Annotated in this window: 18 protein-coding genes; 13 read left to right on the plus strand and 5 right to left on the minus strand. The window is 71.7% G+C overall.

Going from position 1 to position 23,770, the window contains the following annotated elements:
• The first annotated feature begins 4 nt into the window (after nucleotides 1–4).
• The 5 genes from ispF (at nucleotide 5) to ACIA8K_RS11795 (ending at nucleotide 4,405) form a co-directional block, all read left to right on the plus strand.
• Nucleotides 5–481 carry a 2-C-methyl-D-erythritol 2,4-cyclodiphosphate synthase gene (gene ispF, locus ACIA8K_RS11775; RefSeq protein ID WP_396058501.1) on the plus strand — a complete coding sequence of 159 codons (477 nt, stop codon included), beginning with the start codon at nucleotides 5–7 and terminating at the stop codon, nucleotides 479–481.
• A 9-nt stretch (nucleotides 482–490) separates the two neighbouring features.
• On the plus strand, nucleotides 491–1,588 hold the full coding sequence (locus ACIA8K_RS11780; protein WP_396057694.1) for a tetratricopeptide repeat protein: 1,098 nt from the start codon (nucleotides 491–493) through the stop codon (nucleotides 1,586–1,588).
• A 50-nt stretch (nucleotides 1,589–1,638) separates the two neighbouring features.
• On the plus strand, nucleotides 1,639–2,505 hold the full coding sequence (locus ACIA8K_RS11785) for a hypothetical protein (protein WP_396057696.1): 867 nt from the start codon (nucleotides 1,639–1,641) through the stop codon (nucleotides 2,503–2,505).
• 94 nt (nucleotides 2,506–2,599) lie between these two features.
• Nucleotides 2,600–3,082, plus strand: a complete 483-nt coding sequence (locus ACIA8K_RS11790) for an SRPBCC domain-containing protein (RefSeq protein WP_396057698.1) — start codon at nucleotides 2,600–2,602, stop codon at nucleotides 3,080–3,082.
• Between the two features lie 66 nt (nucleotides 3,083–3,148).
• On the plus strand, nucleotides 3,149–4,405 hold the full coding sequence (locus tag ACIA8K_RS11795; protein WP_396057700.1) for a hypothetical protein: 1,257 nt from the start codon (nucleotides 3,149–3,151) through the stop codon (nucleotides 4,403–4,405).
• A gap of 6 nt (nucleotides 4,406–4,411) precedes the next feature.
• Here ACIA8K_RS11795 and hisC read toward each other — a convergent pair whose 3' ends face one another.
• From hisC to ACIA8K_RS11815, 4 genes are all read right to left on the minus strand, one after another.
• Nucleotides 4,412–5,488, minus strand: a complete 1,077-nt coding sequence (gene hisC / locus ACIA8K_RS11800) for a histidinol-phosphate transaminase (RefSeq protein ID WP_396057702.1) — start codon at nucleotides 5,486–5,488, stop codon at nucleotides 4,412–4,414.
• A complete protein-coding gene (locus tag ACIA8K_RS11805) occupies nucleotides 5,485–6,489 on the minus strand; it encodes an RDD family protein (protein WP_396057704.1) in 1,005 nt (334 codons plus the stop codon). The genes hisC and ACIA8K_RS11805 overlap by 4 nt, the downstream gene beginning before the upstream one ends.
• A gap of 171 nt (nucleotides 6,490–6,660) precedes the next feature.
• Nucleotides 6,661–7,038 (minus strand): DUF3037 domain-containing protein, encoded by a 378-nt coding sequence (locus tag ACIA8K_RS11810; RefSeq protein ID WP_396057706.1) that lies wholly within the window; start codon nucleotides 7,036–7,038, stop codon nucleotides 6,661–6,663.
• A complete protein-coding gene (locus ACIA8K_RS11815; protein WP_396057708.1) occupies nucleotides 7,035–7,811 on the minus strand; it encodes a HipA family kinase in 777 nt (258 codons plus the stop codon). Before ACIA8K_RS11815 ends, ACIA8K_RS11810 begins: the two co-directional genes overlap by 4 nt.
• Nucleotides 7,812–7,922: 111 nt before the next feature.
• Between ACIA8K_RS11815 and ACIA8K_RS11820 the strand changes: the two genes are divergently transcribed.
• The 8 genes from ACIA8K_RS11820 (at nucleotide 7,923) to ACIA8K_RS11855 (ending at nucleotide 22,927) form a co-directional block, all read left to right on the plus strand.
• Nucleotides 7,923–9,335, plus strand: a complete 1,413-nt coding sequence (locus ACIA8K_RS11820; RefSeq protein ID WP_396057710.1) for a hypothetical protein — start codon at nucleotides 7,923–7,925, stop codon at nucleotides 9,333–9,335.
• 51 nt (nucleotides 9,336–9,386) lie between these two features.
• Nucleotides 9,387–11,054, plus strand: a complete 1,668-nt coding sequence (locus ACIA8K_RS11825; RefSeq protein WP_396057712.1) for a fumarate hydratase — start codon at nucleotides 9,387–9,389, stop codon at nucleotides 11,052–11,054.
• A 193-nt stretch (nucleotides 11,055–11,247) separates the two neighbouring features.
• Nucleotides 11,248–14,187: a BTAD domain-containing putative transcriptional regulator gene (locus tag ACIA8K_RS11830; RefSeq protein WP_396057714.1), complete on the plus strand. Its 2,940-nt coding sequence runs from the start codon at nucleotides 11,248–11,250 to the stop codon at nucleotides 14,185–14,187.
• 53 nt (nucleotides 14,188–14,240) lie between these two features.
• Complete coding sequence (locus tag ACIA8K_RS11835; protein ID WP_396057716.1) at nucleotides 14,241–15,638, plus strand: class II fumarate hydratase; 1,398 nt, start codon at nucleotides 14,241–14,243, stop codon at nucleotides 15,636–15,638.
• Nucleotides 15,639–15,764: 126 nt separating this feature from the next.
• A complete protein-coding gene (locus ACIA8K_RS11840; RefSeq protein ID WP_396057717.1) occupies nucleotides 15,765–17,480 on the plus strand; it encodes a S8 family serine peptidase in 1,716 nt (571 codons plus the stop codon).
• Nucleotides 17,481–17,554: 74 nt separating this feature from the next.
• A complete protein-coding gene (cysS, locus tag ACIA8K_RS11845) occupies nucleotides 17,555–18,970 on the plus strand; it encodes a cysteine--tRNA ligase (protein ID WP_396057718.1) in 1,416 nt (471 codons plus the stop codon).
• Entirely contained in the window at nucleotides 18,970–20,118 is a 1,149-nt protein-coding gene (gene rlmB, locus ACIA8K_RS11850) for a 23S rRNA (guanosine(2251)-2'-O)-methyltransferase RlmB (RefSeq protein ID WP_396057720.1), read from the plus strand. Before cysS ends, rlmB begins: the two co-directional genes overlap by 1 nt.
• Nucleotides 20,119–20,203: 85 nt before the next feature.
• Nucleotides 20,204–22,927, plus strand: a complete 2,724-nt coding sequence (locus ACIA8K_RS11855) for an Hsp70 family protein (RefSeq protein ID WP_396057722.1) — start codon at nucleotides 20,204–20,206, stop codon at nucleotides 22,925–22,927.
• Nucleotides 22,928–23,107: 180 nt separating this feature from the next.
• Here the strand turns inward: ACIA8K_RS11855 and ACIA8K_RS11860 are convergent, their stop codons facing one another.
• Nucleotides 23,108–23,770 (minus strand): hypothetical protein, encoded by a 663-nt coding sequence (locus ACIA8K_RS11860; RefSeq protein WP_396057724.1) that lies wholly within the window; start codon nucleotides 23,768–23,770, stop codon nucleotides 23,108–23,110.

The raw sequence follows: 23,770 nt of genomic DNA on the forward strand, positions 1-23,770 counted from the left end.
TCCGATGGTGGGCGTGGGGACGGACGTGCATGCGTTCGAGGCGGGGCGCGAGTGCTGGGTCGCGGGCCTGCACTGGCCTGGCGAGACCGGGCTTGCCGGTCACTCGGACGGCGACGTCGCCGCACACGCGGCCTGCGACGCGCTCTTCTCCGCGGCCGGCCTCGGCGACCTGGGGGCGAATTTCGGCACCGACCGGCCGGAGTGGTCCGGCGCGTCCGGAATCGCGCTGCTCACCGAGGCCGCGGCCCGGGTGCGCGCGGCCGGTTACGAGATCGGCAACGTCTCGATCCAGGTGATCGGCGTCCGGCCGAAGATCGGCAAGCGGCGGGACGAGGCGCAGCGGGTGCTCGGCGACGCGGTCGGCGCGACCGTGACCGTGTCCGGGACCACCACTGACGGGCTCGGCCTGACCGGGCGTGCCGAAGGGCTGGCCGGCCTCGCGGTTGCGATGGTCTACAGGGCGCAAGCGCCGCTCGCATAAGCTCGGGGCGTGCCGAGCGACGCCGCCCCCGACAGCACGCCCGACCGTTCTCCGGACGAGGGCGCCGAAGCGATCACCGCGAGCGAGCATGTGCAGCGTGCCGCGTTGCTCGCCGACCTGGAGGCCTACCCGGACGCGTTCGTCGAGCTGGAGGCCGCGCTCGCGCTGGAGCCTGACGATCCCTGGGCGCGCGCCATGCTGGCCCGGGTCTACCTGATCACCGGCCGCCCGGCGGACGCGCTGGTCAGCGCGGACCAGGCGGTCCAGGCCGCGCCCGGCCAGGTCGCGCCGCTTGTGGTGCGCGGTATCGCGCTTGTCGACCTGCAGCGGTTCGCGGAGGGCGCGCAGGTCGCGGAGCAGATCCTCGCGCTCGGCGCCCAGGAGGCCTATGCGCAGCGCACCGGCGCCGCGCTGCTCAGCGAGACGCGCAACGGCCAGGTGGCGCTGGACACGGCCTGGCACGCGGTCACGCTCGCGCCGACCGAGCCGGAGAGCCATCTGGTGCTCGCGGTGGTCGCTGCCCGGCTGCACCAGTTCGACCTGGCCGAGCGGGCGTACCGGGAGGCGATCCGGCTGAACCCGGACCTGGCCGCGAGCGGCGCGGATTCCGGGCTGCTGCGGCTGGAGCAGCGGCGGTACGCACGGGCACTGGAGAGCCTCGCCGCGGAGGCCGCGCGGGAGGAGCCGGTCGCGTTCGACCCGCGGGTACGCGAGACCGCCACCCAGACGCTCGGGCGCACCACTGACGAGAAGCTGCACCGGGCACTGCTGATCGGTGGCGCCGGCGCGTTGGTCGTGGCGCTGCTCGTCGCGTTCTCCGCCGCGGTGGACGGCGCGCTGTCCCGGTTCGCCGCCGTCTCGCTGACCATGCTTGGCGTGGTCGCGATGGTGCTCTACCTGGCCCGGATGCCGCGGATGGTGCGCGAGGGCTTCCCGGCGCTGCTGCGCGCCGACCGGCAGCTGATGACCGCGCTGGTGGCGACGCTTGCCATGCCGGTGCTGATCCTGATCTATGCCGCGATCGGCACGCCGTGGCCGCTTGTCGCCGCGATCGTGTGCGGCGCTGTCGCCGAACTGGTGGTCTTTCTGCGGGTCCGCCGCTTCTGAGGCGCGCTGCCCCTGTCGGTCGATCGAGAGTTCCATTAAGTTCAATAGCCATGCCGACGGGGTTGATACCGCCGCTTCTCGCGGGTTTGGTGGACGACGCGGCGCTGGTCTCCGGCGGTGGCACCGTGCCGCTCGACACCGCCGCGCTGCTGGACGCCGCGTCGGTGCACCGTGACCACACGACGGCGTGGTACGCGGCGCTGGTCGGCCCGCTGCTGATCCCCGCGTCCGCGCTTGGGCAGGCACGGGCGTCCGGCGTGCGGCCGGAGATCGCCGTGATCGCGGACACCGGCCTGGATGCGTTCGTCGCGGCCCGCCCGCTGATCGACAGGCACTTCACGCTGCGCCAGGTCGAGGTGGCGGTCGCGAAGCGCGGCGAGGACCCGCAGCCCGGCCTGCATCGGTTGATCCGCGCGCTGGCGTCCGGCGCGGCACCCCGCGGGTACGCCGAGGTCCCGCTCAGCTGGGGTCTGCTCGGCGCGCTCGACACGGTTTCGGCGGCGCGCGCGGCCGGGGCGCCGGTCGCCGTGAAGTTCCGCACCGGCGGACTGGCCGCGGAGTTGTTCCCGACGCCTGTCGAGCTGGCCGCGATCATCTGCGCCTGCCGTGAGCGGGAGCTGCCGTTCAAGGTGACCGCCGGCCCGCATCACGCGGTGCGCAGCGCGGACCCGGAGACCGGTTTCGTGCATCACGGCTTTCTGAACATGCTTGTCGGCTCGTTGCTGGCGGCGGACGGCGGTGAGGTGGCCGACGTGGCCGAGGTGCTGGCCACCACCGATCCGATGCGGCTGATCGAGGCGGTGCGGGTGCGGCGCGAGGAGCCGCGGCCGCTGTGGGAGGGGTTCGGCGCGTCCGCGGTCATCGACCCGTTGACCGATCTGATCCGATTCGGGCTTGTCAATGGCGGATTCGATTAATGTCACCATCGTCTGCCGGATAGTTAAAACGCCTATCCGTACAGGTGAGGATCCCGTTACTCTGCGGCATTAGGGGAGTACGGGGAGGCGTTTCGTGTCGACCATCACGGTTACCCGCATGATCCAGGCGCCCGCCGCACGTGTGTGGCGGCTCTTCACCGATCTGCACCAGCGCGCGACCTGGCTCTCCACCGTCGACCAGGTCGAGGTGCTCACCGCCGGTGAACTGCGGCCCGGCTCGGTCTGGCGGGAGACGCGGCGCCTGCCGGACGGCGGCCGCGTCACCGAAGAGTTCCGGGTCGAGGAGTGCGACGAGGGCCTCCGATTCGTGGTCAGCTCGTCCGGGGTCGGCGCCGACTACCGGATGACGTATACGTTCGCGCCGGTCAGGACCGGCCGGCGACGCGGCGACACGGTGGTGACCGCGGTGCAGGAGGGCACGCCGCTCGCGCCCCGGGCCCGGCTGGTGGCGCTGCTCCTCGGTGGGCTGGCGGCCGTGGTGTCCGAGGGGGCGCTCCGGCAGGATCTGCACGATCTCGAGATCGCGGTGCGCGGGCAGCTCCCGGCGGCCCGTTGATCGAATTCACGTCACGGTGACCGGAGTGACAGGGAGGCGCGAGCGCGTTCACGGTAGGGTGCCGGGGTGCTTCAGGAGGCGGAGAAAAAGAGCCGCGCAGTGTGGTGGCAGGCCGCGATCGCTGCGGTCGTGCTGCTCGTGCTCGGTGTGACGGCGGGGGTCCGAGTGCTCGGCCCGGCCGAGGTGCTGACCGTGACCACGTCAATTCAGAGCCGGCCGATCGCGCGGGTGCCCGGTACGGCCGGGCTGCTCTACTGGGCCCCGCTGGTCGTGGGTGACTATCGCGTCTTCGCCGGTGACCGGCTGATCCGGGCGGACTACCCCTACAACGGGACCACCGAGCGGACCCCGTCCTGGTCGCTGCGCCGCTGGCCGCAGAGCCTGCTCGGCATGGTCTCGTCCGGTGAACTGGTGATCAGCCGCTGGTCGGACGGCGACCTGGTGGCGATCCGGGTGCGGGACGGCGCGCGGGCCTGGCGGGCCGAGGGCCCCGAGTCCGCGCCGGACGCGGGCACGCCACGGGACCGGCGTACCAACGAGCAGGTGAGCTGGACACCGCCGGACCTCTACACGGCTGTGGACTCGGCAGGTGTCGCACTTGTCGTGGTGCGCGGGGAGAACGCGGTCCGGGTCTACGACGCGACCACCGGCCAGGAGCGCCCGCAGATCGAGGCGGACTGCGGGCCGAAGAGCTTCACCTCCGCGGACGGCCGGTACGCGTGCCAGACCTCGGCCGGTCTGAGCGTCTACGACCTGGCCTCCGGCACGAAGTACGACTGGGCCTACCCGGACAAGTTCAAGGCCGACTCCTGCTTCCTCGGCTCCTCGCGCTGCGGTCTGATCCGCGAGGACAAGCTGAAGGGCAAGGCGTTCCGGTTCACCGACACCGGTGTGCAGGCGGCGCCGCAGGCGGACGTGGACGGTGCCAAGGTGTGGGGCGACATCGTGTTCACCACGGACAGCGCGCGGACCGCGACGGCGACGAACATGGCCACCGGCGCGGTGCTCTGGACCTGGCCCGGCCGGGAGTACGACAAGAACCTGCGGGTGCTGGCCGTGCAGGAGGGCCGCGTGCACCTGATCAACCTGGAGAACCGGCTGATCACGCTTGACTCGGCCACCGGCGCCCAGATCTCCCTCTTCGCGTTCGGCGTGCCGATCTCGAAGGAGACCGGGGAGGAGCTGCACTGGACGCCGGGCCCGTCGTACGCCCAGGACAACCTGGTCGTCTCCGTCCGGCGCAGGGTCAAGGCGTCCTACCTGTCGCCGGACGACGGCTACTACTTCATGCACGAGGCGATCGCGGTGGCGATCACCGAGTAGGACTGTCTACAACGCGTCGGCCGCGGCCGCGAGGAACGAATCGTTCTCCGCGGCCGTGCCGACCGTGACTCGCACGCCGTCCCCCTGGAACGGGCGGACGATCACACCGCGCGATTCGAGCGCGGCGCCGAACGCGGCGGACCGGTCGCCGAGCGGCAACCAGACGAAGTTCGCCTGGCTCTCCGGCAGGTCCTGGCCGAGTTTGCGCAGCTCCGCCGTGAGCCGGTCGCGTTCGCCGGTGACGAGCGCGCAGCGGCGGCGCATCTCCTCCTCCTGGTCCAGCGCGGCCAGCGCCGCGGCCTGGGCCAGCAGGTTCGTCGAGAACGGCGTGGTCACCTTGCGCACCGCGGCCGCCACCTCCGGCGCCGCGACCAGGAAGCCGATCCGCATGCCGGCCAGGCCCCACGCCTTGGAGAGCGTGCGAAGCACTGCCACGTTCGGCCGGTCCGCGTAGGTGTCGATGCCGTCCGGCACGTCCGGGTCAGTGATGAACTCCCGGTACGCCTCGTCCAGCACCACAAGCACGTTCTCCGGCACCGAGTCGAGGAACCGGTCCAGCTCCGCCCGGCGCACGCTTGTGCCGGTCGGGTTGTTCGGGTTGCAGACGAAGACCAGCCGCGTGCGGTCGGTGATCGCGGCCGCCATCGCGTCCAGGTCGTGACCGTGGGCGGGCGTGTTCGGCACCCGGATCGCTGTGGCACCGACGCCGGCCACGACGATCGGGTACGCCTCGAAGGACCGCCAGGAGATGATCACCTCGTCGCCCGGCAGGCAGGTGGCGCGCGCCAGGTTCTCGCAGATCGCGACGGAGCCGCAGCCGGTGACGAGCCGGTCGGCCGGTACGCCGTACCGCGCGGAGAGCCGGTCCCGCAGCACGACAGCGGCCGGGTCCGGGTAGCGGTGACTTCCCGCGGCGGCCGCGGTGACCGCCTCCACCACGCCGGGCAGCGGCCCGAACGGCACCTCGTTGCTGGCGAGCTTGATCGCCTCCGGCAGGCCCAGGTCCCGGGCCAGGTCGGCGGGGCTGCGCCCGGCCACGTAGGCGGGGATCGCATCCAGGTCGGCGCGGGTCAGCCGGGTCATCGGTCTCCTCCGGTGGTGTCGGTGCGGCCCTCGTGCGTCGCGGTCACCGGCGCGCCGGGCGCGGTCCGGGGCAGCTGGACCACGACGGTGTCCGCGACCCGGTCGTGCCAGCCGCGCTGGAGCTGCCTGTCGAAGAGCGGCGACAGCCCGTCCAGGATCTGCCAGAGCAGGCCGATGCCGCAGCACGACCAGAACAGCGTGGCGACGCCGTAGAGGTTCCAGCGGCGGAACGCGCGGGCGAACCCGGGCGTGGTCCCGGACGAGAGCGAGATGGCCTTGATGCCCATCAGACGCTTGCCAAGCGTCTGGCCGGTGCCGGAGATCTGCGGCACCTCGTAGGCGAACCAGACCATCGCGGTGACAAGCAGCATGGCCAGCTGCAGCAGTGCGAACCTGTCGGACGCGGTAGGCATGGTCGCGCCCTCGCCCCGCTCGATCGCGGCCGCGTACTCGTTTACCGCGGGCAGGTAGAGCTGGAACTCCTGGATGTACTGCACAAGGAACCACGAGTTCGCGATGCCGACCAGGACGAGCAGCACGCCGAGGTCGATCAGCCGGGCCATGAAGCGGGCGCCGTAACCGGCGAGCGCCATCCCGTGCGGCATGGCCGGCGGCACCCAGCCGGGCGGCGCGTACGGCATCGGATGGCCGGGCATCGGATAACCGGGCGGCGGGCCCTGCCAGCCCGGGGGCGGGCCGCCCTGCCAGCCCGGAGGCGGTCCACCCTGCCAACCCGGAGGCGGGCCCTGGAAGGCCGTGGGCGGAGGCGTCGCGGACCGGTCGGCGGGCCAGCCCTGGGGGCCGCCGTCGCGGGCCGGGGGCGTGCCGTCGACGCCGGGCACGGGTGCGGCCGGGACCGGCTCGGGCTCCGGGGGCGGTGGGCCGTCGGGCGGCGTCGCGTCCGCGGGCAACGCCGTGCCGATCCAGCCCTCGCCGTCCCACCAGCGTTGTGTGGCGGGGTCTGCCGGGTCCTTGTACCAGCCGGGGGCGATGTCGCTCACTTGATCACACCGCCGGCGAATGCTGTGCTGCTCACCGGAGAAACCTTAACGACAGTCGTCATGGGCGCGGAAACTCCGGATTGACCGTTATATGCGGGAGGGGGACCCGAGAACTGCGGATTCACGCGGACAGTCTCCCAGGTCACGCTGAGGAATGTCTGCGAGCGCCAGCTACCTGACGAGCACGTCCATCAGTCGCTCCAGCTCCGCGCCCGGATCCCCGGTCAGCCCGGTGTGCACCGGGCCGGTCTGGATGATCGTGCTGCGCGGCGCGGTCAGCCAGCGGAAACGCTCGCCCGGGCGCATGCCGGAGGCCGGCCCGCAGACCACGTCGCCCGCGGTGGTGACCTCGAACGACCGCAGCGCGCCGAGCACGGCGTCCACGTCGGCGGTCCGGTCCAGCGCGCGCAGCCGGTCCAGGTCCAGCTGGGTGCGGGCGGCGAGGAAACCGGCCCGCTGGCAGTAGAGGATCACGCCCACGTTGATCTGCTCGCCGCGCTCGATCCTGGGCATTACCCGGACCAGCGCGTACTCGAAGAGTTCGGTCACTTCGCCACTCCCGCCGGGAGCCATGCGTCCCGGCCGGCCGCGCGGGCCAGCAGGTGATCGTGATAGGCCGCCCGTACGCCGTCCGGCGTGGCCAACGACGGGTCCACGCTGTCCGGCGCGGCCAGCCAGCCGTCCGGCACCAGCGCCAGCACCTCGGTCAGCAGCGCGGACGTGATCTGCGGGCCGAGCGCGGCGTCCGCCTCGGCAAGCCGGGTGGCGAACGGTGCGAGCACGTGGTCGTCGCCCTTGAACGGCCTGTGCACCACCGCGCCCGCGCGCGGCCAGTTGTGGTGGAAGTAGAGCGCGGCGCCGTGGTCGATCAGCCAGAGGCCGCCGTGGTGCCAGGTCAGCAGGTTCGGGTTGCGCCAGCTGCGGTCTACGTTCTCGGTGAACGCGTCGAACCAGAGGATCCGGGAGGCGAGCAGCGGGTCGACCGGGTGCGCGAGCGGGTCGAAGCCGAACGCGCCGGGCAGGAAGTCCATGCCGAGGTTGTCGCCGCCGGAGTGTTTCAGCAGCTCCTGGACCTCCTCGTCCGGCTCGGCGCGGGCGATCACCGGGTCCAGCTCGAGCACCACGAGCTCGGGGACTGGCAGGCCGAGGCGGCGGGCCAGCTCGCCCGCGATCACCTCGGCGACCAGCGCCTTCGGGCCCTGGCCGGCGCCGGAGAACTTGACCACGTAGGTGCCGAGGTCGTCGGCCTCGATCACGCCGGGCAGTGATCCACCCTCACGAAGCGGTGTCACGTACCGCGTTCCGACAACTCGGCGAAGCATGGTCAACAGCTTACGGCGTACCCTCGATGGCCGGTTTTGATCTTATTTGTTATGGACAGGCGGGAAATGTGCAAGCGGGACCATCGTGATCAGCCTGGTTAGCGTGGGCGCGTGGCGAACGGCCGGCGGATCTGTGTGCGGTGCTGGCTGATCCTTGCCGTAGTCGCGCTTGTCACGCTGGCGCTGACGAACGTCTGGAACCCGTGGCCCGGCCTGCTGGCCTGGGTTAACCAGAGCGGCACGCTCTCCGAGCCGGCGCCGCTCTGGCAGCAGCGGGTCGGCGCGCTACCCCGCACGGTCACGATCGCGGGCGGCGCCGTGATCGTCGACCGGGGCGACGCGGTCGAGGGCCGGGCGATCGCCAGCGGCGGCGTGGCCTGGGAGAAGACCGGGATCAGCTGGAACGCGGTGGCCGGCGACGGCAACGACGCGGTGGTGCTGACCGGCGAGCTGCTCGTCAAGGGCTACCAGGTGATCAACCCCGCCAACGGTACGGTGCTGCGGCAGAGCACTGATGCGATCGGTGTCTGGACCTACCGGAACCTGCTGCTCGACGTGCGGTGCTTCGCCGCCAAGGATTGCGTGCTCTCCGCCTGGGAACCACGCGGTGCCGCGCCGCTGTGGTCCACCGACCTGCCCGGCATCCAGGTCGGGCTGAGCGCGGACAACCCGAAGTCGTTCGGCACGCAGCTGCTCACCACGCCCCGGGTCAACGACGACGCGGCCGGGCCGCAGCCCGCGCCGGTGCTGCTGGGACTGCCGATCGACAACAAGGTCTACGTGGTGGAGACCGCGACCGGCCGGGTGGCCCGGGTGACGGACCCGGGCCGGGAGGAACGTGTGACCACGGCCGGTGGCCGGGTGATCCGGGTGCTGGCCCAGTCCGCGGACGGCACCTGCTACTTCACTGTCTCCGGCCACGAGGCGGGAACCGGGCGCGAGGTGTGGAAGCAGACCGCGCTCAACCTGCGGACCGCGGAGACCGCCGGGTGCGCGCAGCGCGACGACCCGAGCGGCGGGCGCAACGTGGTGCTCGGCGTGGCGCCGGACCGCCGTGAGGTGATCGCTGACATGTACGACGGCCGCATGCTCTGGACCGGCGACCCCGGCGACCGGGTGCTCTCCGTGGACGATAGGTACGCGGCCGTGCGCTCCGCGGACAACCGGCTGCTGCGCGGCTATGTGCTCGGCGAGTCGGGCGTGGCCTGGTCCCGGAACGCCGATGAGGACACCCAGGCCGCGATCGCCAGGTTCGCGATCGTGGTGATCGAGAAGGACCCGGACCGGGTCATCGCGCTCGCGCCGGCCGACGGTGCGCTCCTGGCCCAGCTGCGCTCCGGCGCGGACGTGCTCGCGGTCGGCCCGGCCGGTCTGGTGATCGGCGACGGCCGGGACATCGGCTACGTGCCTTACGGGTCTCAACTTGCCAATGGCGGAAACTCCGACCAAACGGGCGGCCAATCCGGCACCCAAACCGACTGCGGGGGCGAAAAACAGCCCAATTGCGGGGTCTCCGGCAAGTAGCGACGGACCGGTCACCGTGCCCGTGTCCGGACTGGCCTAGGCTTTCCGCTCATGAGCAGTGCCGCCGCCTTCTCCCATGCCCCCCTGCTGCCGCTCGGGGAAGACCTGACCGAGTACCGCCTCGTGAGCGACGAGGGCGTCGACGTGGTGAACGGTCCGGGCGGCCGCCGATTCCTGACCGTCGAGCCGGCCGTGCTGACCCAGCTCACCGCGGAGGCGATGCACGACATCGCGCACTACCTGCGCCCGGCGCACCTCACCCAGCTGCGGTCCATCATCGACGACCCGGCCGCCTCGCCGAACGACCGCTTCGTCGCCACCGACCTGCTGCGCAACGCGAACATCGCGGCCGGCGGCGTGCTGCCGATGTGCCAGGACACCGGCACCGCGATCGTGATGGGCAAGCGCGGCCGGCACGTGCTCACCGACGGGCTTGACGAGGAGGCGATCGCGCGCGGCGTCTACGAGGCGTACACCCGGCTGAATCTCCGGTACTCGCAGCTCGCGCCGATCACCATGTGGGACGAGCGGAACACCGGCACCAACCTGCCGGCGCAGATCGAGCTGTACGCGGAGGACCCGGGCGGGCACCCGGACGCGTACAAGTTCCTGTTCATGGCCAAGGGCGGCGGCTCGGCCAACAAGTCCTTCCTCTACCAGGAGACGAAGGCGCTGCTGAATCCCACGCGGATGATGCAGTTCCTGGAGGAGAAGCTGCGCCTGATCGGCACCGCGGCCTGCCCGCCGTACCACCTGGCGGTCGTGATCGGCGGCACCTCCGGCGAGCACGCGCTGAAGACGGCGAAACTGGCCAGCGCGAAGTACCTGGACACGCTCCCCACCTCCGGCTCGATGCTTGCGCACGGCTTCCGCGACGTGGAACTGGAGGCGGAGGTGCTTGAGCTGACCCGCCAGTTCGGCATTGGCGCGCAGTTCGGCGGCAGGTACTTCTGCCACGACGTGCGCGTGGTCAGGCTGCCCCGGCACGGCGCGTCCTGCCCGGTCGCGATCGCGGTCTCCTGCTCCGCGGACCGGCAGGCGGTCGCCAAGATCACCCCGTCCGGCGTGTGGCTTGAGAAGCTGGAGACCGACCCGGCCCGCTTCCTGCCGGACGTCACCGACGAGACGCTGGAGACCGACGCGGTCGTCAAGATCGATCTCAACCGCCCGATGGACGAGATCCGTGCGGAACTGTCCCGCTACCCGGTGAAGACCCGGCTCTCGCTTACCGGCCCGCTTGTGGTGGCGCGCGACATCGCCCACGCGAAGATCGCCGAGCTGCTCGACAACGGCGGTCAGATGCCGCAGTACCTGCGCGACCACGCGGTCTACTACGCCGGACCGGCGAAGACCCCCGAGGGGTACGCGTCCGGCTCGTTCGGCCCGACCACAGCCGGCCGGATGGACGCCTATGTGGAGAAGTTCCAGGCCGCGGGCGGCAGCATGGTGATGCTTGCCAAGGGCAACAGGTCCCGCGGCGTCACCGAGGCCTGCCACCGGCACGGCGGCTTCTACCTCGGCTCGATCGGCGGCCCGGCCGCACGCCTGGCCCAGGACTGCATCCGCCACGTCGAGGTGCTCGAGTACCCCGAGCTGGGCATGGAGGCAGTCTGGAAGATCGAGGTGGAGGACTTCCCCGCGTTCATCGTGGTGGACGACAAGGGCAACGACTTCTTCGCCGAGGTCACCAAGCCGGTCCTGACCGTGGGTCGTCGGTAGTCGCCATGTCTCGCTGGTCGCATGCCCGCCCGGCCGTGGTGACGCACGGACGGGCAGGCGACCACCCCCGAGGTGTTCTTGCAAGACGTGTTCACACATCCGCGGCCATAGCCTGCCGGGCGCCGCTTCCGATTCGCTGCCGTTCCGCTCTCACGGCCGGCGGATCAGTTCCGGCGGACAAGCGGGAGGCGCGATGTGGTTCGGCGTCCTAGGGCCGCTCCGGGCCGCCAACGGTGAGGTGGACGCGCCGGTCGCCGCCGGGCGGGACCGGGTCGTACTCGCCATGCTGCTGCTCAACTCGCTTCATGTGGTGTCGACCGATCAGCTGGTCGACGCGTTGTGGGACGAGTCGCCGCCCGCCACCGCCCGCGGCCAGCTGCAGAGCAGCGTCTCCCGGATCCGGCGCGCGTTCGCCGCGGCCGGCCTGCCCGCGGACCTGATCGTCACCGACCCGGCCGGATATCGCCTGGTCGCGGACCCGGACCAGATCGACGTGCACGTCTTCGCCCGCCGTCTCGCGCAGGCCCGTCTCGCTGTGGAGAAGGAGGAGTGGACCGAGGCCCGCGACCACTTCCGGACCGCGCTCTCGCTCTGGCAGGGGCCCACGCTTGCCGGGATCAACAGCCCGGCCGTGCGCCGCGCCGCCGCCGCGCTCGACGAGCAGCGGCTGCTGGCCATCGAGGACACCTTCGACGTGGAGTTGCGCCTCGGCCTGGAACGCGAGGCGATCAGCGGCCTGACCGGGCTGGTCGAGCGGCACCCGCTACGGGAACGGCTGCGCGGCCAGCTGATGATCGCGCTCTACCGGGCCGGGCGGCAGGCGGACGCGCTCGCGGTCTACCGGGACGCGCGGGAGGCGCTCGCCTCCGAACTGGGCATCGAGCCCGGTCCGGCGTTGCGCGAGGTGCACCGGCAGATCCTCACCGGCGAGGTGGCGACCGCGCCCGCGCAGCGGGACGTGACGCCGCCGGTGCGCGCGCTGCCGCGTACCGTCGCGGACTTCACCGGCCGGGCCGAGGCGGTCGACCGGCTTGTGCACGCGGTCGAGCACGCGAGCTTCGACGGCCCGGTCATCCAGGTGATCGACGGCATGGCCGGCAGCGGCAAGACCACCCTGGCCGTGCACGTGGCGAACCTGGTCGCGCCGCGCTACCCGGACGCGCAGCTCTTCATCGACCTGCACGGGCACAGCCTGCGCCGCCCGCTCGACGCCTCGGCTGCGCTTGTCACGCTGCTGCGCCAGCTCGGCCTGCCCGGCGACCGGATCCCTGTCGACATGGATGACAGGGTCGCGCTCTGGCGCAGCGAGCTGGCCTCCCGGCGCGCGCTCGTCGTGCTCGACAACGTGGCGAGCACCGCGCAGATCGCGCCGCTCCTTCCGGCCTCCGCGGGCAGCCTCGCGCTGATCACCAGCCGGCGTCGCCTGCTCGGCCTGGACGCGGTACGCCCCGAGTCGCTTCCGGTGCTCTCCGAGGCCGAGGCCGTCGACCTGCTGGCCCGGATCGCCGGCGACCGGGTCCGCGCCGAGCCGGACGCCGCGGCCGAGGTGGTGCGCTGCTGCGGGCACCTGCCGCTGGCCATCCGGCTGGCCGCGGCCCGGCTCGCGCACCGTCCCCGGTGGAAGGTCGCGGACCTCGCCCGCCGGCTGGCCGGACGCTCCGCGCTGCCCGAGCTGGCCGCCGAGGAACGCACGGTGGCCAGCGCGTTCGACCTGTCCTACGCGCATCTGCCGGCCGTCGCCCAGCGCGTGTTCCGGCTGCTCGGCCTGCACCCGGGGGACCGGTTCGACGCGTTCACCACTGCCGCGCTCGCCGACCTGCCGCTCGACGACGCGCAGGACGTGCTCGACGACCTGGTGGACTGGCACCTGGTCGAGGAGCCGCAGGCCGGGCGCTACCGCCTGCACGACCTGATGCGCGAGTTCGCCGCCGGGCTGGCGGCCCGGGACCCGCTGCCCGAGCGGCACGCCGCGGTCGGCCGGCTGCTCGACTTCTACCTGCACGCGGCGGATGCGGCCACTGTGGCGATGGAGGCGCACACCTCCGGCGACGTACGCGGCTGGGGACCCGCGCAGCGCCCCGATCTGATCGACGCGCTGCCGAGCAAGCTGCGCTGGCTGGAGGACGAGCGCGGCGGGCTGATCGCGCTCGCGGACCGGGCGATCGGCGCCGGGCACGCGCATTACGCCTGGTGGCTGGCGCGGGCGGCGTGGCGGTTCCTGTACGTCAACGCGTACCACGACGACCTGATCGTGCTTCACGAGCGCGGGCTGGCCGCGGCGCTGCTGGCCGGCGACGACGCGGCCGTGGCGCAGGTGCTCAACTACCTGGCCTCGTCCTACTACCGCACCGGCCGGTACCGGCAGGCGGTGACGCACCTGACCGAGTCGCTGCGCCTGCGCGAGCGGCTCGGTGACGACAGGGGTGCCGCGACCACCCGCGGCAACCTCTCCGCGGTGCAGCTGATGATGGGCCTGCTGCCGGAGGCGCTTGCGAACGCGCGCGCGGCCTACGCGGTCTGGGAGCGGCTCGGCGACGACCGGGGCCGGATGCTTCACCTCCCGAAGATGGGCTTCGTCGCGGCGCTGCTCGGCCGGTACGAGGAGGCGCTGCACTACCACCGCCGCCACCTGCTGCTCGCTTCCGAGCGCCGGGACCAGCACAACGTCACGGTCGCGCTCGGCCACATCGGCGCGGTCCGGGTGCGGATCGGCGAGGCGGACGCGGGCGCCCGGCGGCTCGTCGCCGCGCTGCGCCGCCAGCGGGGGATCCCGTACAACGAGGCCGAGGTGCTCAACGACCTCGGCACCGCGCGCCACCTGCAGGGCCGGCTGGGCGAGGCGGAGCAGCATCACCAGGAGGCGCTGCGGATCATGCGCACGGTCGGTGACCGGCAGGGCGAGGCGATGGTCGGCAACGACCTCGCGGCCACGCTGCTGGCGGGTGGGGACGAGGTGGCGGCGGCCACGGCGTACCGGCGGTCGTTGGCCATCTGCGTGCAGATCGGGCACCGGTACGAGCAGGCCCGCGCGCTGGCCGGCCTCGGCGAGTGCCTGCGACGCCGGGAGCCGGAGGAGGCCCGGCAGCACCGCGAGCGCGCCCGGGTGATCTTCGGCGAGATGGGCGTCGCCTGAAAGCGTGCTGGAGATCAACTGCGGTTGGCGCGCGGTGGAGGGAGGATGGGGCGGTGACTGCCAACGAGAGCGAATTCCGGATCGAGCACGACACCATGGGCGAGGTCCGGGTGCCGGCGAGCGCGTTGTGGCGGGCCCAGACCCAGCGGGCCGTGGAGAACTTCCCGATCTCCGGCCGGGGACTGGAACCGGCGCACATCCGGGCCCTGGCACAGATCAAGGGGGCGGCCGCCGCGGTGAACGCGGAACTCGGCGTGATCGACGCGGACGTGGCGGCCGCGATCGGGACCGCTGCCGCGCACGTGGCGGACGGCGGCTACGACGACCAGTTCCCGATCGACGTGTTCCAGACCGGCTCCGGCACCTCGTCCAACATGAACACCAACGAGGTGATCGCCACGCTGGCCGCCCGTGAGCTGGGCCGCGAGGTGCACCCGAACGACCACGTGAACGCGTCGCAGTCGAGCAACGACGTGTTCCCGTCCTCGATCCACCTGGCCGCCACGCAGGCGGTCACGCACGATCTGATCCCGGCGCTGGCATACCTCGGGGATGCGTTGAGCCGCAAGGCGGAGGAGTGGGCGGAGGTGGTCAAGTCCGGCCGCACCCACCTGATGGACGCCACGCCGGTCACGCTCGGCCAGGAGTTCTCCGGCTACGCCGCGCAGGTGCGGTACGGCGTCGAGCGCCTGGAGTCCACGCTGCCCCGGCTCGCGGAGCTGCCGCTCGGCGGTACCGCGGTCGGCACCGGTGTGAACACGCCGCCCGGCTTCGCGGCCGCCGTGATCGGCAAGCTGCGCGACGCCACCGGCCTGCCGCTGAGCGAGGCGCGCAACCACTTCGAGGCGCAGGGCGCGCGGGACGCGCTTGTCGAGACGTCCGGCCAGGTGCGCACGATCGCCACCGGGCTCTACAAGATCGCCAACGACATCCGCTGGATGGGCTCGGGACCGCGGGCCGGCCTGCGTGAGCTGCGCCTGCCGGACCTGCAGCCCGGCTCGTCGATCATGCCGGGCAAGGTGAACCCGGTGGTGCCGGAGGCGGCCCGCCAGGTCGTCGCGCAGGTGATCGGCAACGACGCGGCCGTCGCGTTCGCCGGCTCGCAGGGCGACTTCGAGCTGAACGTGATGCTTCCGGTGATGGGCCGCAACCTGCTGGAGTCGATCAAGCTGGTGGCGAACGTGTCCCGGCTGCTCGCCGACCGCTGCATCGACGGCCTGGAGGCGGACATCGAGGTCACCCGCGGTTACGCGGAGGGCTCGCCGTCGATCGTCACACCGCTCAACCGCCACCTGGGGTACGACGAGGCCGCCGCGATCGCGAAGCAGGCGCTCAAGGAGAACAAGTCGATCCGCGAGGTGGTCGTGGAGCGAGGCCACGTGGCCTCCGGAAAGCTCACCGAGGAGCAGCTGGACACCGCTCTCGACGTGCTTCGTATGACACGTCCGTAGCACACCTGTTTCGCCCACTACGCCTCTGTAAAGAATTTGTGCATTCCTCTATGCGAATTCTTCGAGATCGGGTGGGATGCTTCCAGGCCGTCATCGACGGCCGTCTCGACTCTCGAGAGGAAGCACATGGCGAGCAGACGCTTCACCGCCGGCTCGGTCGCGACCGTGACCGGGCTGGCGTTGGTGCTGGCGGTTCCGGCCGGTGCGGCCACCGCCGCGCCGTCGGGTACCGCCCTTACCGAATACACAGTGGTCGCCGAGGACGGGGTCAGTGCCGACTCGGCGAAGGCGGCCATCGCGGCGGCCGGCGGCACTGTCGTGTCAAGCAACGACAGTGTCGGCACGTTCACGGTGAGCAGCGGCGCTGGCGACTTCGCGTCCAAGGCGACCGCGTCGTCGGCGCTGATCGGTGCGTCGAGCGCGGACAGGGCGATCGGCCAGGCGCCGAAGATCGACCTCGTGGAGCAGGAACACCTGCTGGACGCCGCTAAGAAGGCGGCCCGGAACAGGGGCGGCGGACCCCACAAGGGGCCGAAGCTGGACCCGCTCGACGACCGGCTCTGGGGCCTGGAGATGATCCGCGCCGACGACGCCCGCCGGGTGGAGTCGGGCAACAAGGGCGTGACGGTGGGCGTGCTCGACACCGGCCTGGACGCGAGCAACCCCGACCTCGCGGCGAACTTCAGCCGCAGCCTCTCCCGCAACTTCGCGCCGGACATCGCGGCGATCGACGGCCCGTGCGAGGTGGCGAGCTGTCTCGACCCGGTCGGCACGGACGACGCGGGCCACGGCACGCACGTCGCGGGCACGATCGGCGCCGCGGCCAACGGCGTCGGCGTCTCCGGCATCGCGCCGAACGTGACGCTTGTCGAGCTCAAGGGCGGCCAGGACTCCGGTTACTTCTTCCTGGAGTCGGTCGTCAACGCGCTCACCTACGCGGGCGACGCCGGGCTGGACGTGGTGAACATGTCCTTCTATGTCGACCCGTGGCTCTACAACTGCCTCGGCAACCCGGCCGACTCCGCGCAGGAGCAGGCGGAGCAGCGGGCGATCATCACGGCGATGAAGCGCGCGCTCACCTACGCCCACAACAAGGGTGTGACGCTTGTCGGCGCGCTCGGCAACAACCACGAGGACCTCGGTAAGCCGCGGACCGACGTGGGCAGCCCGAACTACCCGGGTGACACCGTGCGCCCGCGGCCGATCGACAACGCGACCTGCTGGGACCTGCCGACCGAGGGCCCGTTCGTGATCGGCGTCTCCTCGCTCGGCCCGTCCGGCCGTAAGTCGGACTTCTCCAACTACGGCACGGAGCAGATCTCCGTCGCCGCACCGGGCGGCTGGTTCCGCGACGGGTACGGAACCGACTCGTTCCAGACCGACGCGAACATGATCCTCTCGTCGTACCCGCTGAAGGTGCTGCAGGAGGAGGGCACCGTCGACGCGAACGGCAACGTGCTTCCGGACGCCGCGGACTTCGTGTTCAAGGACTGCACCAAGGCCGGCAAGTGCGGCTACTACACCTACCTGCAGGGCACCTCGATGGCGTCGCCGCACGCCGCCGGTGTCACCGCGCTGATCGTCAGCAAGTTCGGCACGAGGGACTGGCGCAAGGGCGGCCTGACGCTCGCGCCGGACCTGGTCGAGCAGCACCTCTACCGCACCGCGGCGGAGAAGGCCTGCCCGACGCCGGCACTCGTCAGCTACACGCAGGAGGGTCGCCCGGCCGAGTTCGACGCGCTCTGCCAGGGCACGAAGAACTTCAACGGGTTCTACGGCTACGGCGTCGTCGACGCCTACTCGGCCGTGACCACGCCGCTGAAGCCCTGGGTGAGGCCGTAACAGCCTAATCAAGATCATCCACCTGTACGATGGCCGGTCCCCGAGATGAGGGGACCGGCCGCTACCCTTGCAGGGTGACACTGCGCTTGTACGACACCGCGACCCGGTCGGTGCGGGACTTCGTCCCGCGTTCACCCGGCAAGGCCGGCATCTACCTGTGTGGTCTCACAGTGCAGTCCGTGCCGCACATCGGCCACCTTCGCTCCGGTGTCAACTACGACGTGCTGCGCCGCTGGCTGATCCACTCCGGATATGACGTGACGTTTGTACGGAACGTGACGGACATCGACGACAAGATCCTCGCCAAGTCGACCGAGCAGGGCCGTCCGTTCTGGGCCATCGCGTACGAGAACGAGGTCAAGCTCGCGGCCGCGTACCGGTCGCTCAACGTGCTGCCGCCTACCTACGAGCCGCGCGCGACAGGCCACATCCCGGAGATCCAGCAGATCATCGCGAAGCTGATCGAGAGCGGTCACGCCTACCCGTCGCCGGACGGCTGCGGCGACGTCTACTTCTCCGTGCGCGACTTCCCGGCGTACGGCGCGCTCTCCGGCCAGCACCCGGACGAGATGAAGAACGCGCCGGACGGCCCGGCCCGGATCAAGCGGGACCCGCGCGACTTCGCGCTGTGGAAGGGCGTCAAGGAGTCCGAACCGCCGGCCGGCAACTGGCCGTCGCCGTGGGGCCGCGGCCGCCCCGGCTGGCACATCGAGTGCTCCGCCATGTCCTGGCGCTACCTGGGTGAGGAGTTCGACATCCACGGCGGCGGGCTGGACCTGCAGTTCCCCCACCACGAGAACGAGATCGCCCAGTCCAGGGCGGCCGGCTTCGGCTTCGCCAACTACTGGGTGCACCACGCGCTGCTCAACCTCGGTTCCTCGAAGATGAGCAAGTCGCTCGGGAACGTGCTCGATCTCGACCACGTGGCGGGCCTCGGCGTCCGCCCGGTGGAGCTGCGCTACTACGAGGCGCAGCCGCACTACCGGTCGACGATCGACTACTCGGACGAGGCGTTGCAGGAGGCCGCCGTGGCGTACCGGCGGATCGAGGGCTTCGTGCAGCGCGCGGTCGAGCTTGTCGGCGTGGGTGACCTCGGCGACATCCCGCCCGCGTTCGCCACCGCCATGAACGATGATCTGAACACGTCCGCGGCGCTCGCGGTCGTGCACGAGTCGATGACGCGCGGTAACAGCGCGCTCAGCGCGGGCGAGCGGGATACGGTCGCCACCGCGCTGGCCGAGGTGCGAGCCATGCTCGACATCTTCGGCGTCGACCCGCTTGACCCGGCCTGGTCGGCCGGGAATGGCGGAGACGACCTCCGCGGGATCGTCGACTCGCTGGTCGCGCTCGCGCTCGAACAGCGCACCGCCGCCCGCGGACGTAAGGACTGGCAGGCCGCGGACGCCGTGCGCGACCAGCTCAAGAACGCCGGCATCGCGGTGGAGGACACCCCGGCCGGGCCACGATGGACCATTGGGGAGCAGCACTGATGCCGGGCAATTCGCAGCGCAGGAACAAGCGCGTCACGCCGAAGCGGGGCGCGCCGTCCGGTTCCGGCGGTAAGAACCGCGACGGCCTGGCCGGTCGCGGCCGCACGCTGCCGGCGGACGAGCGTCCCTGGCACAAGGGCTACTCCGGCACGGAGGACCTGCCGGAGAAGACCGCGCGCAAGCAGGACAAGGAGCGACGGGCCGCCGCCGCGGAGGGCCGTGCGCCCAAGATCGGCGTTCCCGGCTCGAAGGACACCACCTGGGGACGGAACGGCACCGGCCGTGGCGCCCCCGGGGCCGGCCGGAGCTCGTCCGGCCGTGGCGCGCTGGCCGGTGGCCGGGGCGCGGGCAAGGTCGGCGCGCGCGGTCCGCGGATCGCGCCGGGCCGCCGCTCCAACCCGCCGAAGGACTCGCCCGAGCTGCTTGTCGGCCGCAACCCGGTGGTCGAGGCGCTGCGCTCCGGCGTGCCCGCGACCGCGCTCTACGTGGCGCAGGGCATCGAGCAGGACGAGCGGATCCGCGAGGCGGTGCGCTTCTGCGCCGACAAGGGCATCGCGATCATGGAGATCACCCGCGCCGAGCTGGACCGGATGACCGGCGGCGTGCTGCACCAGGGCATCGGCATCCAGGTGCCGTCGTTCGGGTACGCGGACTTCACCGACATGGTCAGCGCCGCGATGGAGCACACCGCGCCGCTGCTTGTCGCGCTGGACGGCGTCACCGACCCGCGCAACCTCGGCGCCGTGATCAGGTCCGCCGCCGCGTTCGGCGCGCAGGGCGTCTTCGTGCCGGAGCGCCGTGCCGCCGGGATCACCGCGACCGCGTGGCGCACAAGCGCCGGTGCGGCCGCCCGCCTCCCGGTCGCCCAGGTCACGAACCTGACCAGGGCGATCAAGGCCTGCCAGCAGGCGGGCTTCATGGCGGTCGGGCTGGACGCGGAGGGCGCCACAGACGTCTACCACCTGGAGGCCGCCACCGGCCCGACAATCGTTGTGGTCGGCTCGGAGGGGCGCGGGCTGTCCCGGCTCGTCGGCGAGACCTGCGATCTGCTGGTCTCGATCCCGATGGCGTCGGATGTGGAGTCGCTCAACGCCTCGGTCGCGGCCGCGGTCGCGCTGTCCGAGATCACCCGGCGTCGTAACGCCTGATCAGTGGGTGTGACAACCTGCATGGGGTAACTACCATGCAGGTTGATCTCCCGGGTCCACGCGGGGGTGGGCAGGGAGACGGATCATGAGGCAGGACGGCCCGTACGGGCTGGGTGTCGATCTCGGCACCTCCAACACCGTCGCGGTGTTGCACACCCCGGACGGACGTACCCGCCCGCTGCTCTTCGACGGGCAGCCGCTCATGCCGTCCGGGGTCTTCCTGGACCAGCAGGGCCGGCTGCACGTCGGGCGGGACGCGCAACGCCTCGCCCAGGCCGACCCGGCCCGCTACGAGCCCAACCCGAAGCGCCGCATCGACGAGACCTCGGTGCTGCTCGGCACGGGCGAGGTGCCGGTCGTCGACCTGCTGGCCGCGCTGCTCGGCGCGGTCGCCCGCGCGGCCGTCGAGACGGTCGGCTTCCTGCCACCGGCCATGGTCACCCACCCGGCCGCGTGGGGCCCCGTCCGGCGGAACGTGTTGAACCAGGCGGTGGCGCGCGCCGGCTGGCCGCCGAGCACCCGCTTCACGCCGGAGCCGGTCGCGGCCGCCCGCTACTTCGCCGAGGTGCTCAGCCGCCCGGTGCCGGTCGGCTCCTCGCTTGCGGTCTTCGACTTCGGCGGCGGCACGCTCGACGTCGCTGTGGTCCGCAACGACGGCCACGGCCCGACCGGCCGCCCGGTCTTCTCCGTGATCAGCTCCGGTGGCGTCGCCGACCTGGGCGGTCTGGACCTGGATGCCGCGCTTGTCGAGCAGGTCGGCCGCTCACTGACCGGGCCGCCGCCGCAGGGCGGGCCGGACGGGCCAACCCAGCAGCTCAACCTGGGGGCGGCCGCGGCCTGGCAGGCGCTGGCACGGCCGAGCTCCACCACCCAGTGGCGCAACCGCCGTCAGCTCTGGGACGACGTGCGCGGCGCCAAGGAGATGCTGTCCCGGACCACTGTCGCGCCGGTTGCGGTCCCCGGCGTCGAGCATGCGGTGCACCTGACCCGCGAGGAGCTGGAGCATGTGGTCACGCCGCTGCTCCGCCGTGGCGTGCACGAGGCGGCAGGCGTGATCCGCGCCGCCGGCATCGCCCCGAACCAGCTGGCCGGTCTCTTCCTGGTCGGCGGCTCGTCCCGCGTTCCGATGGTCGGCCGGCTGCTCCACTCCGACCTGCACATCCCGCCGACCGTGCTGGAACAGCCGGAGCTGCCGGTCGCGGAGGGCGCGCTCGCCGAGTTGCTGGCTGCCGCCCCACAGCCGGTCTCACCCGCACCCGTCTCCGGCCCACCTGTCTCCGGCCCGCCAGTGTCCGGCTCGCCTGCTTCGGGCCCGCCGGCTTCCGGGCCGCCTGCCTACGGTCCGCCGGTGCCGATGTCCGGAGCGCCGATGCCGAGCCCGGCCCCCAGGTCCCGCCGGCCGCTCCTGCTGGCCGGCCTGGCCGCCGCGGTCGTGCTGATCGTGCTTGTCACGGCGGGTGTCGTGTATTTCGGACCGTGGGGCCGCGCCGCGCCGGTCGCGTTCTCGAAGCTTGACGAGGGAACCACGTTTCCCGCGATCGCCGACAAGCCGGACAGCTCGGCCTACTACTTCTACACGTCTGTCGCCGGGGACCGGGCCTATGCCGCCGCGCAGCGCCCGGACAAATCGCTTGAGATCACCGCGATCGACCTGGCGAAGAACCAGGAGGCGTGGCGCAAGGTCACTCCGCAGCTGACCGCGATCAACTGGTCGGCCCTCTACGCGACGGACCGTTACGTGATCGCTGACGGCGACGCCAGCGGCGATCTGGCGCGCCCGCTCGTCGTGTACGGCAAGGACGGCACACCCCTGTGGAACAGGAGTCTGGCGTCCGAGGACACGTTTCTGATCTTCAATGACGTTCTGCTGCTGATCGACGCGGAGCAGCGCAAGCTCATCGGCCTGGATCTGTCGGACGGCTCCGAGCGGTGGAACTTCGCCGTGCCGAGCGACAAGAGCTACACCTACTACCGGATCGCGCCGGTCGGCTCGGCCGCCGACTTCTCCGGCCCGGCCGACGCCAGCGGGACACCGATGGGGTGGAACACCGAGTCCGCGCAGCGGTTCGTGCTGATCAGCTCGGACAAGAAGGCCCGCGTGTTCGACGCGGACGGCACGGTCACGTCCGAGGGTACGGTCGCGGTCGAACCGTCAGACCTCTCGCTGAGCATCGGCGTGCAGATCGTGGCCGATTCCGAGCGCCTCTACATCGGGACGAAGAGCACCGGGTACCGGATCGACGCGTACAAACTGGATGCGCTCGGCGACAAGCCGGTGGTCGTCTACAACGGCGCCGCAGAACGCGAGCTGAAGATGCTGATCACCTGCGGTGGGGGCAGGATCTGCCTGGCCGACGTCGCCGAAGACGGGTCGGACGAGGTGGCCGCCGTGCAGCCCTCCGACACCGGGGGTACGGAGGCCTGGCGCAAACCCGCGGCCGGCCTGACCTCGTTCAGCGACACCGGCGTGATCGTCTCCACCGACACCGGCCTGCTGGTCCGGCACAAGGAGAAGGGCGGCAGCTTCCAGTCGGCGCTCTTCGACAAGGACGGCACGGCGGTCTTCGATCTGAACGGCGTCGCCGCCCGCGTCAACCCGCGCAGCTTCCTGCTCTTCGACCGCGAGCCGTCCGGCGCGACGAGCGCGGAGGGCGTGCCGGTCTCGGCCGTCGTCGACAACGGCGACAATCCGACACAGATCGGCACGCTGCCGGAGGCACGACTCTCCACCTGCTCCTGGAACGAGACCACGATCATCTGCGCCAGCGGCACCAACAGCTTCCGCGTCCAGCACTTCGCCGCAGGCTGACCCGGCACCCACGCCCTAGGCGCTGTATCGAAGTGGGGGTCGGAGCGAGGCGCGGTCCAGGGGCCGCCTGGGCCTCGCCGCAGCCCGGCATCCCACTTCGATACAGCGCCTAGACGGCCCGCACGCATCGGTCCCGTCAGCGGCGCTCATGGCGAACGGTCTGGAACGTGCGCGAGTTGATCAGTGGTGCTGGTGGAGTTCAAGAGTCACCGGGGCGGCGGGATCGGCTAGTCGGCGGCGGACCACGTGCAGCGCGAGCAGCGTGTAGCCGGCCAGGATCGGGACCAGGATGGCCTGGATCAGGTAGCCGAGCCCGATGGTGAACGCCATGATTCCGGTGCTCGCGGCCAGCAGTGCCGGCCGGGCCACGGTGAGCCGGGCGGCGTCGCGGGTGGCAGTGCGCCAGCCGTCGCCGGCGCGGCCAAACTCGGTGATCACCAGGCCCGCGAAGCCGGCGAGGGCCAGGCCGAGCAGCACTGTCGCCCAGATCAGCGGCCGGCCGCCCGGCACCAGCCCGACGCCGAGCGCGTGGATGTTGAGGCGGAGCAGCACGAACGCGGCGACGGCGATGAGTAGTGGCGGAATCCCGGGCAGAAGGCCCCGGCCGAAGATTCGCGCGCACTCCCGTACCCCAGGGAAGCGCTCTTGATCTGTGTATTTCGCTGTTGCGGCGGATGCCGTGCCGACGGCGGTGCCCGCGGTGACCAGGGGCAGCGCGGCCACCGTCATGAGGATCCCGGCGAGGGCCAGGTCGGTGGCGGCGCGGAGCGTGTCCCGCCAGTCGCGCTGGGCCGGCGGCCGGGGGACGGTATCTGCCGGCCAGCGCGACTGGCGGTTATCCAT

This window comes from Catenuloplanes sp. NPDC051500, assembly GCF_044454585.1.
GTDB lineage: Bacteria > Actinomycetota > Actinomycetes > Mycobacteriales > Micromonosporaceae > Catenuloplanes.

Bases quoted from the DNA above. Each gene is read 5' to 3' on its own strand.
- ispF (WP_396058501.1), top strand. From the start codon at position 5: ATGGTGGGCGTGGGGACGGACGTGCATGCGTTCGAGGCGGGGCGCGAG.
- ACIA8K_RS11785 (WP_396057696.1), top strand. From the start codon at position 1,639: ATGCCGACGGGGTTGATACCGCCGCTTCTCGCGGGTTTGGTGGACGAC.
- hisC (WP_396057702.1), bottom strand. From the start codon at position 5,488: ATGACCCGGCTGACCCGCGCCGACCTGGATGCGATCCCCGCCTACGTG.
- ACIA8K_RS11815 (WP_396057708.1), bottom strand. From the start codon at position 7,811: ATGCTTCGCCGAGTTGTCGGAACGCGGTACGTGACACCGCTTCGTGAG.
- ACIA8K_RS11825 (WP_396057712.1), top strand. From the start codon at position 9,387: ATGAGCAGTGCCGCCGCCTTCTCCCATGCCCCCCTGCTGCCGCTCGGG.
- ACIA8K_RS11830 (WP_396057714.1), top strand. From the start codon at position 11,248: ATGTGGTTCGGCGTCCTAGGGCCGCTCCGGGCCGCCAACGGTGAGGTG.
- ACIA8K_RS11840 (WP_396057717.1), top strand. From the start codon at position 15,765: ATGGCGAGCAGACGCTTCACCGCCGGCTCGGTCGCGACCGTGACCGGG.
- rlmB (WP_396057720.1), top strand. From the start codon at position 18,970: ATGCCGGGCAATTCGCAGCGCAGGAACAAGCGCGTCACGCCGAAGCGG.
- ACIA8K_RS11855 (WP_396057722.1), top strand. From the start codon at position 20,204: ATGAGGCAGGACGGCCCGTACGGGCTGGGTGTCGATCTCGGCACCTCC.
- ACIA8K_RS11860 (WP_396057724.1), bottom strand. From the start codon at position 23,770: ATGGATAACCGCCAGTCGCGCTGGCCGGCAGATACCGTCCCCCGGCCG.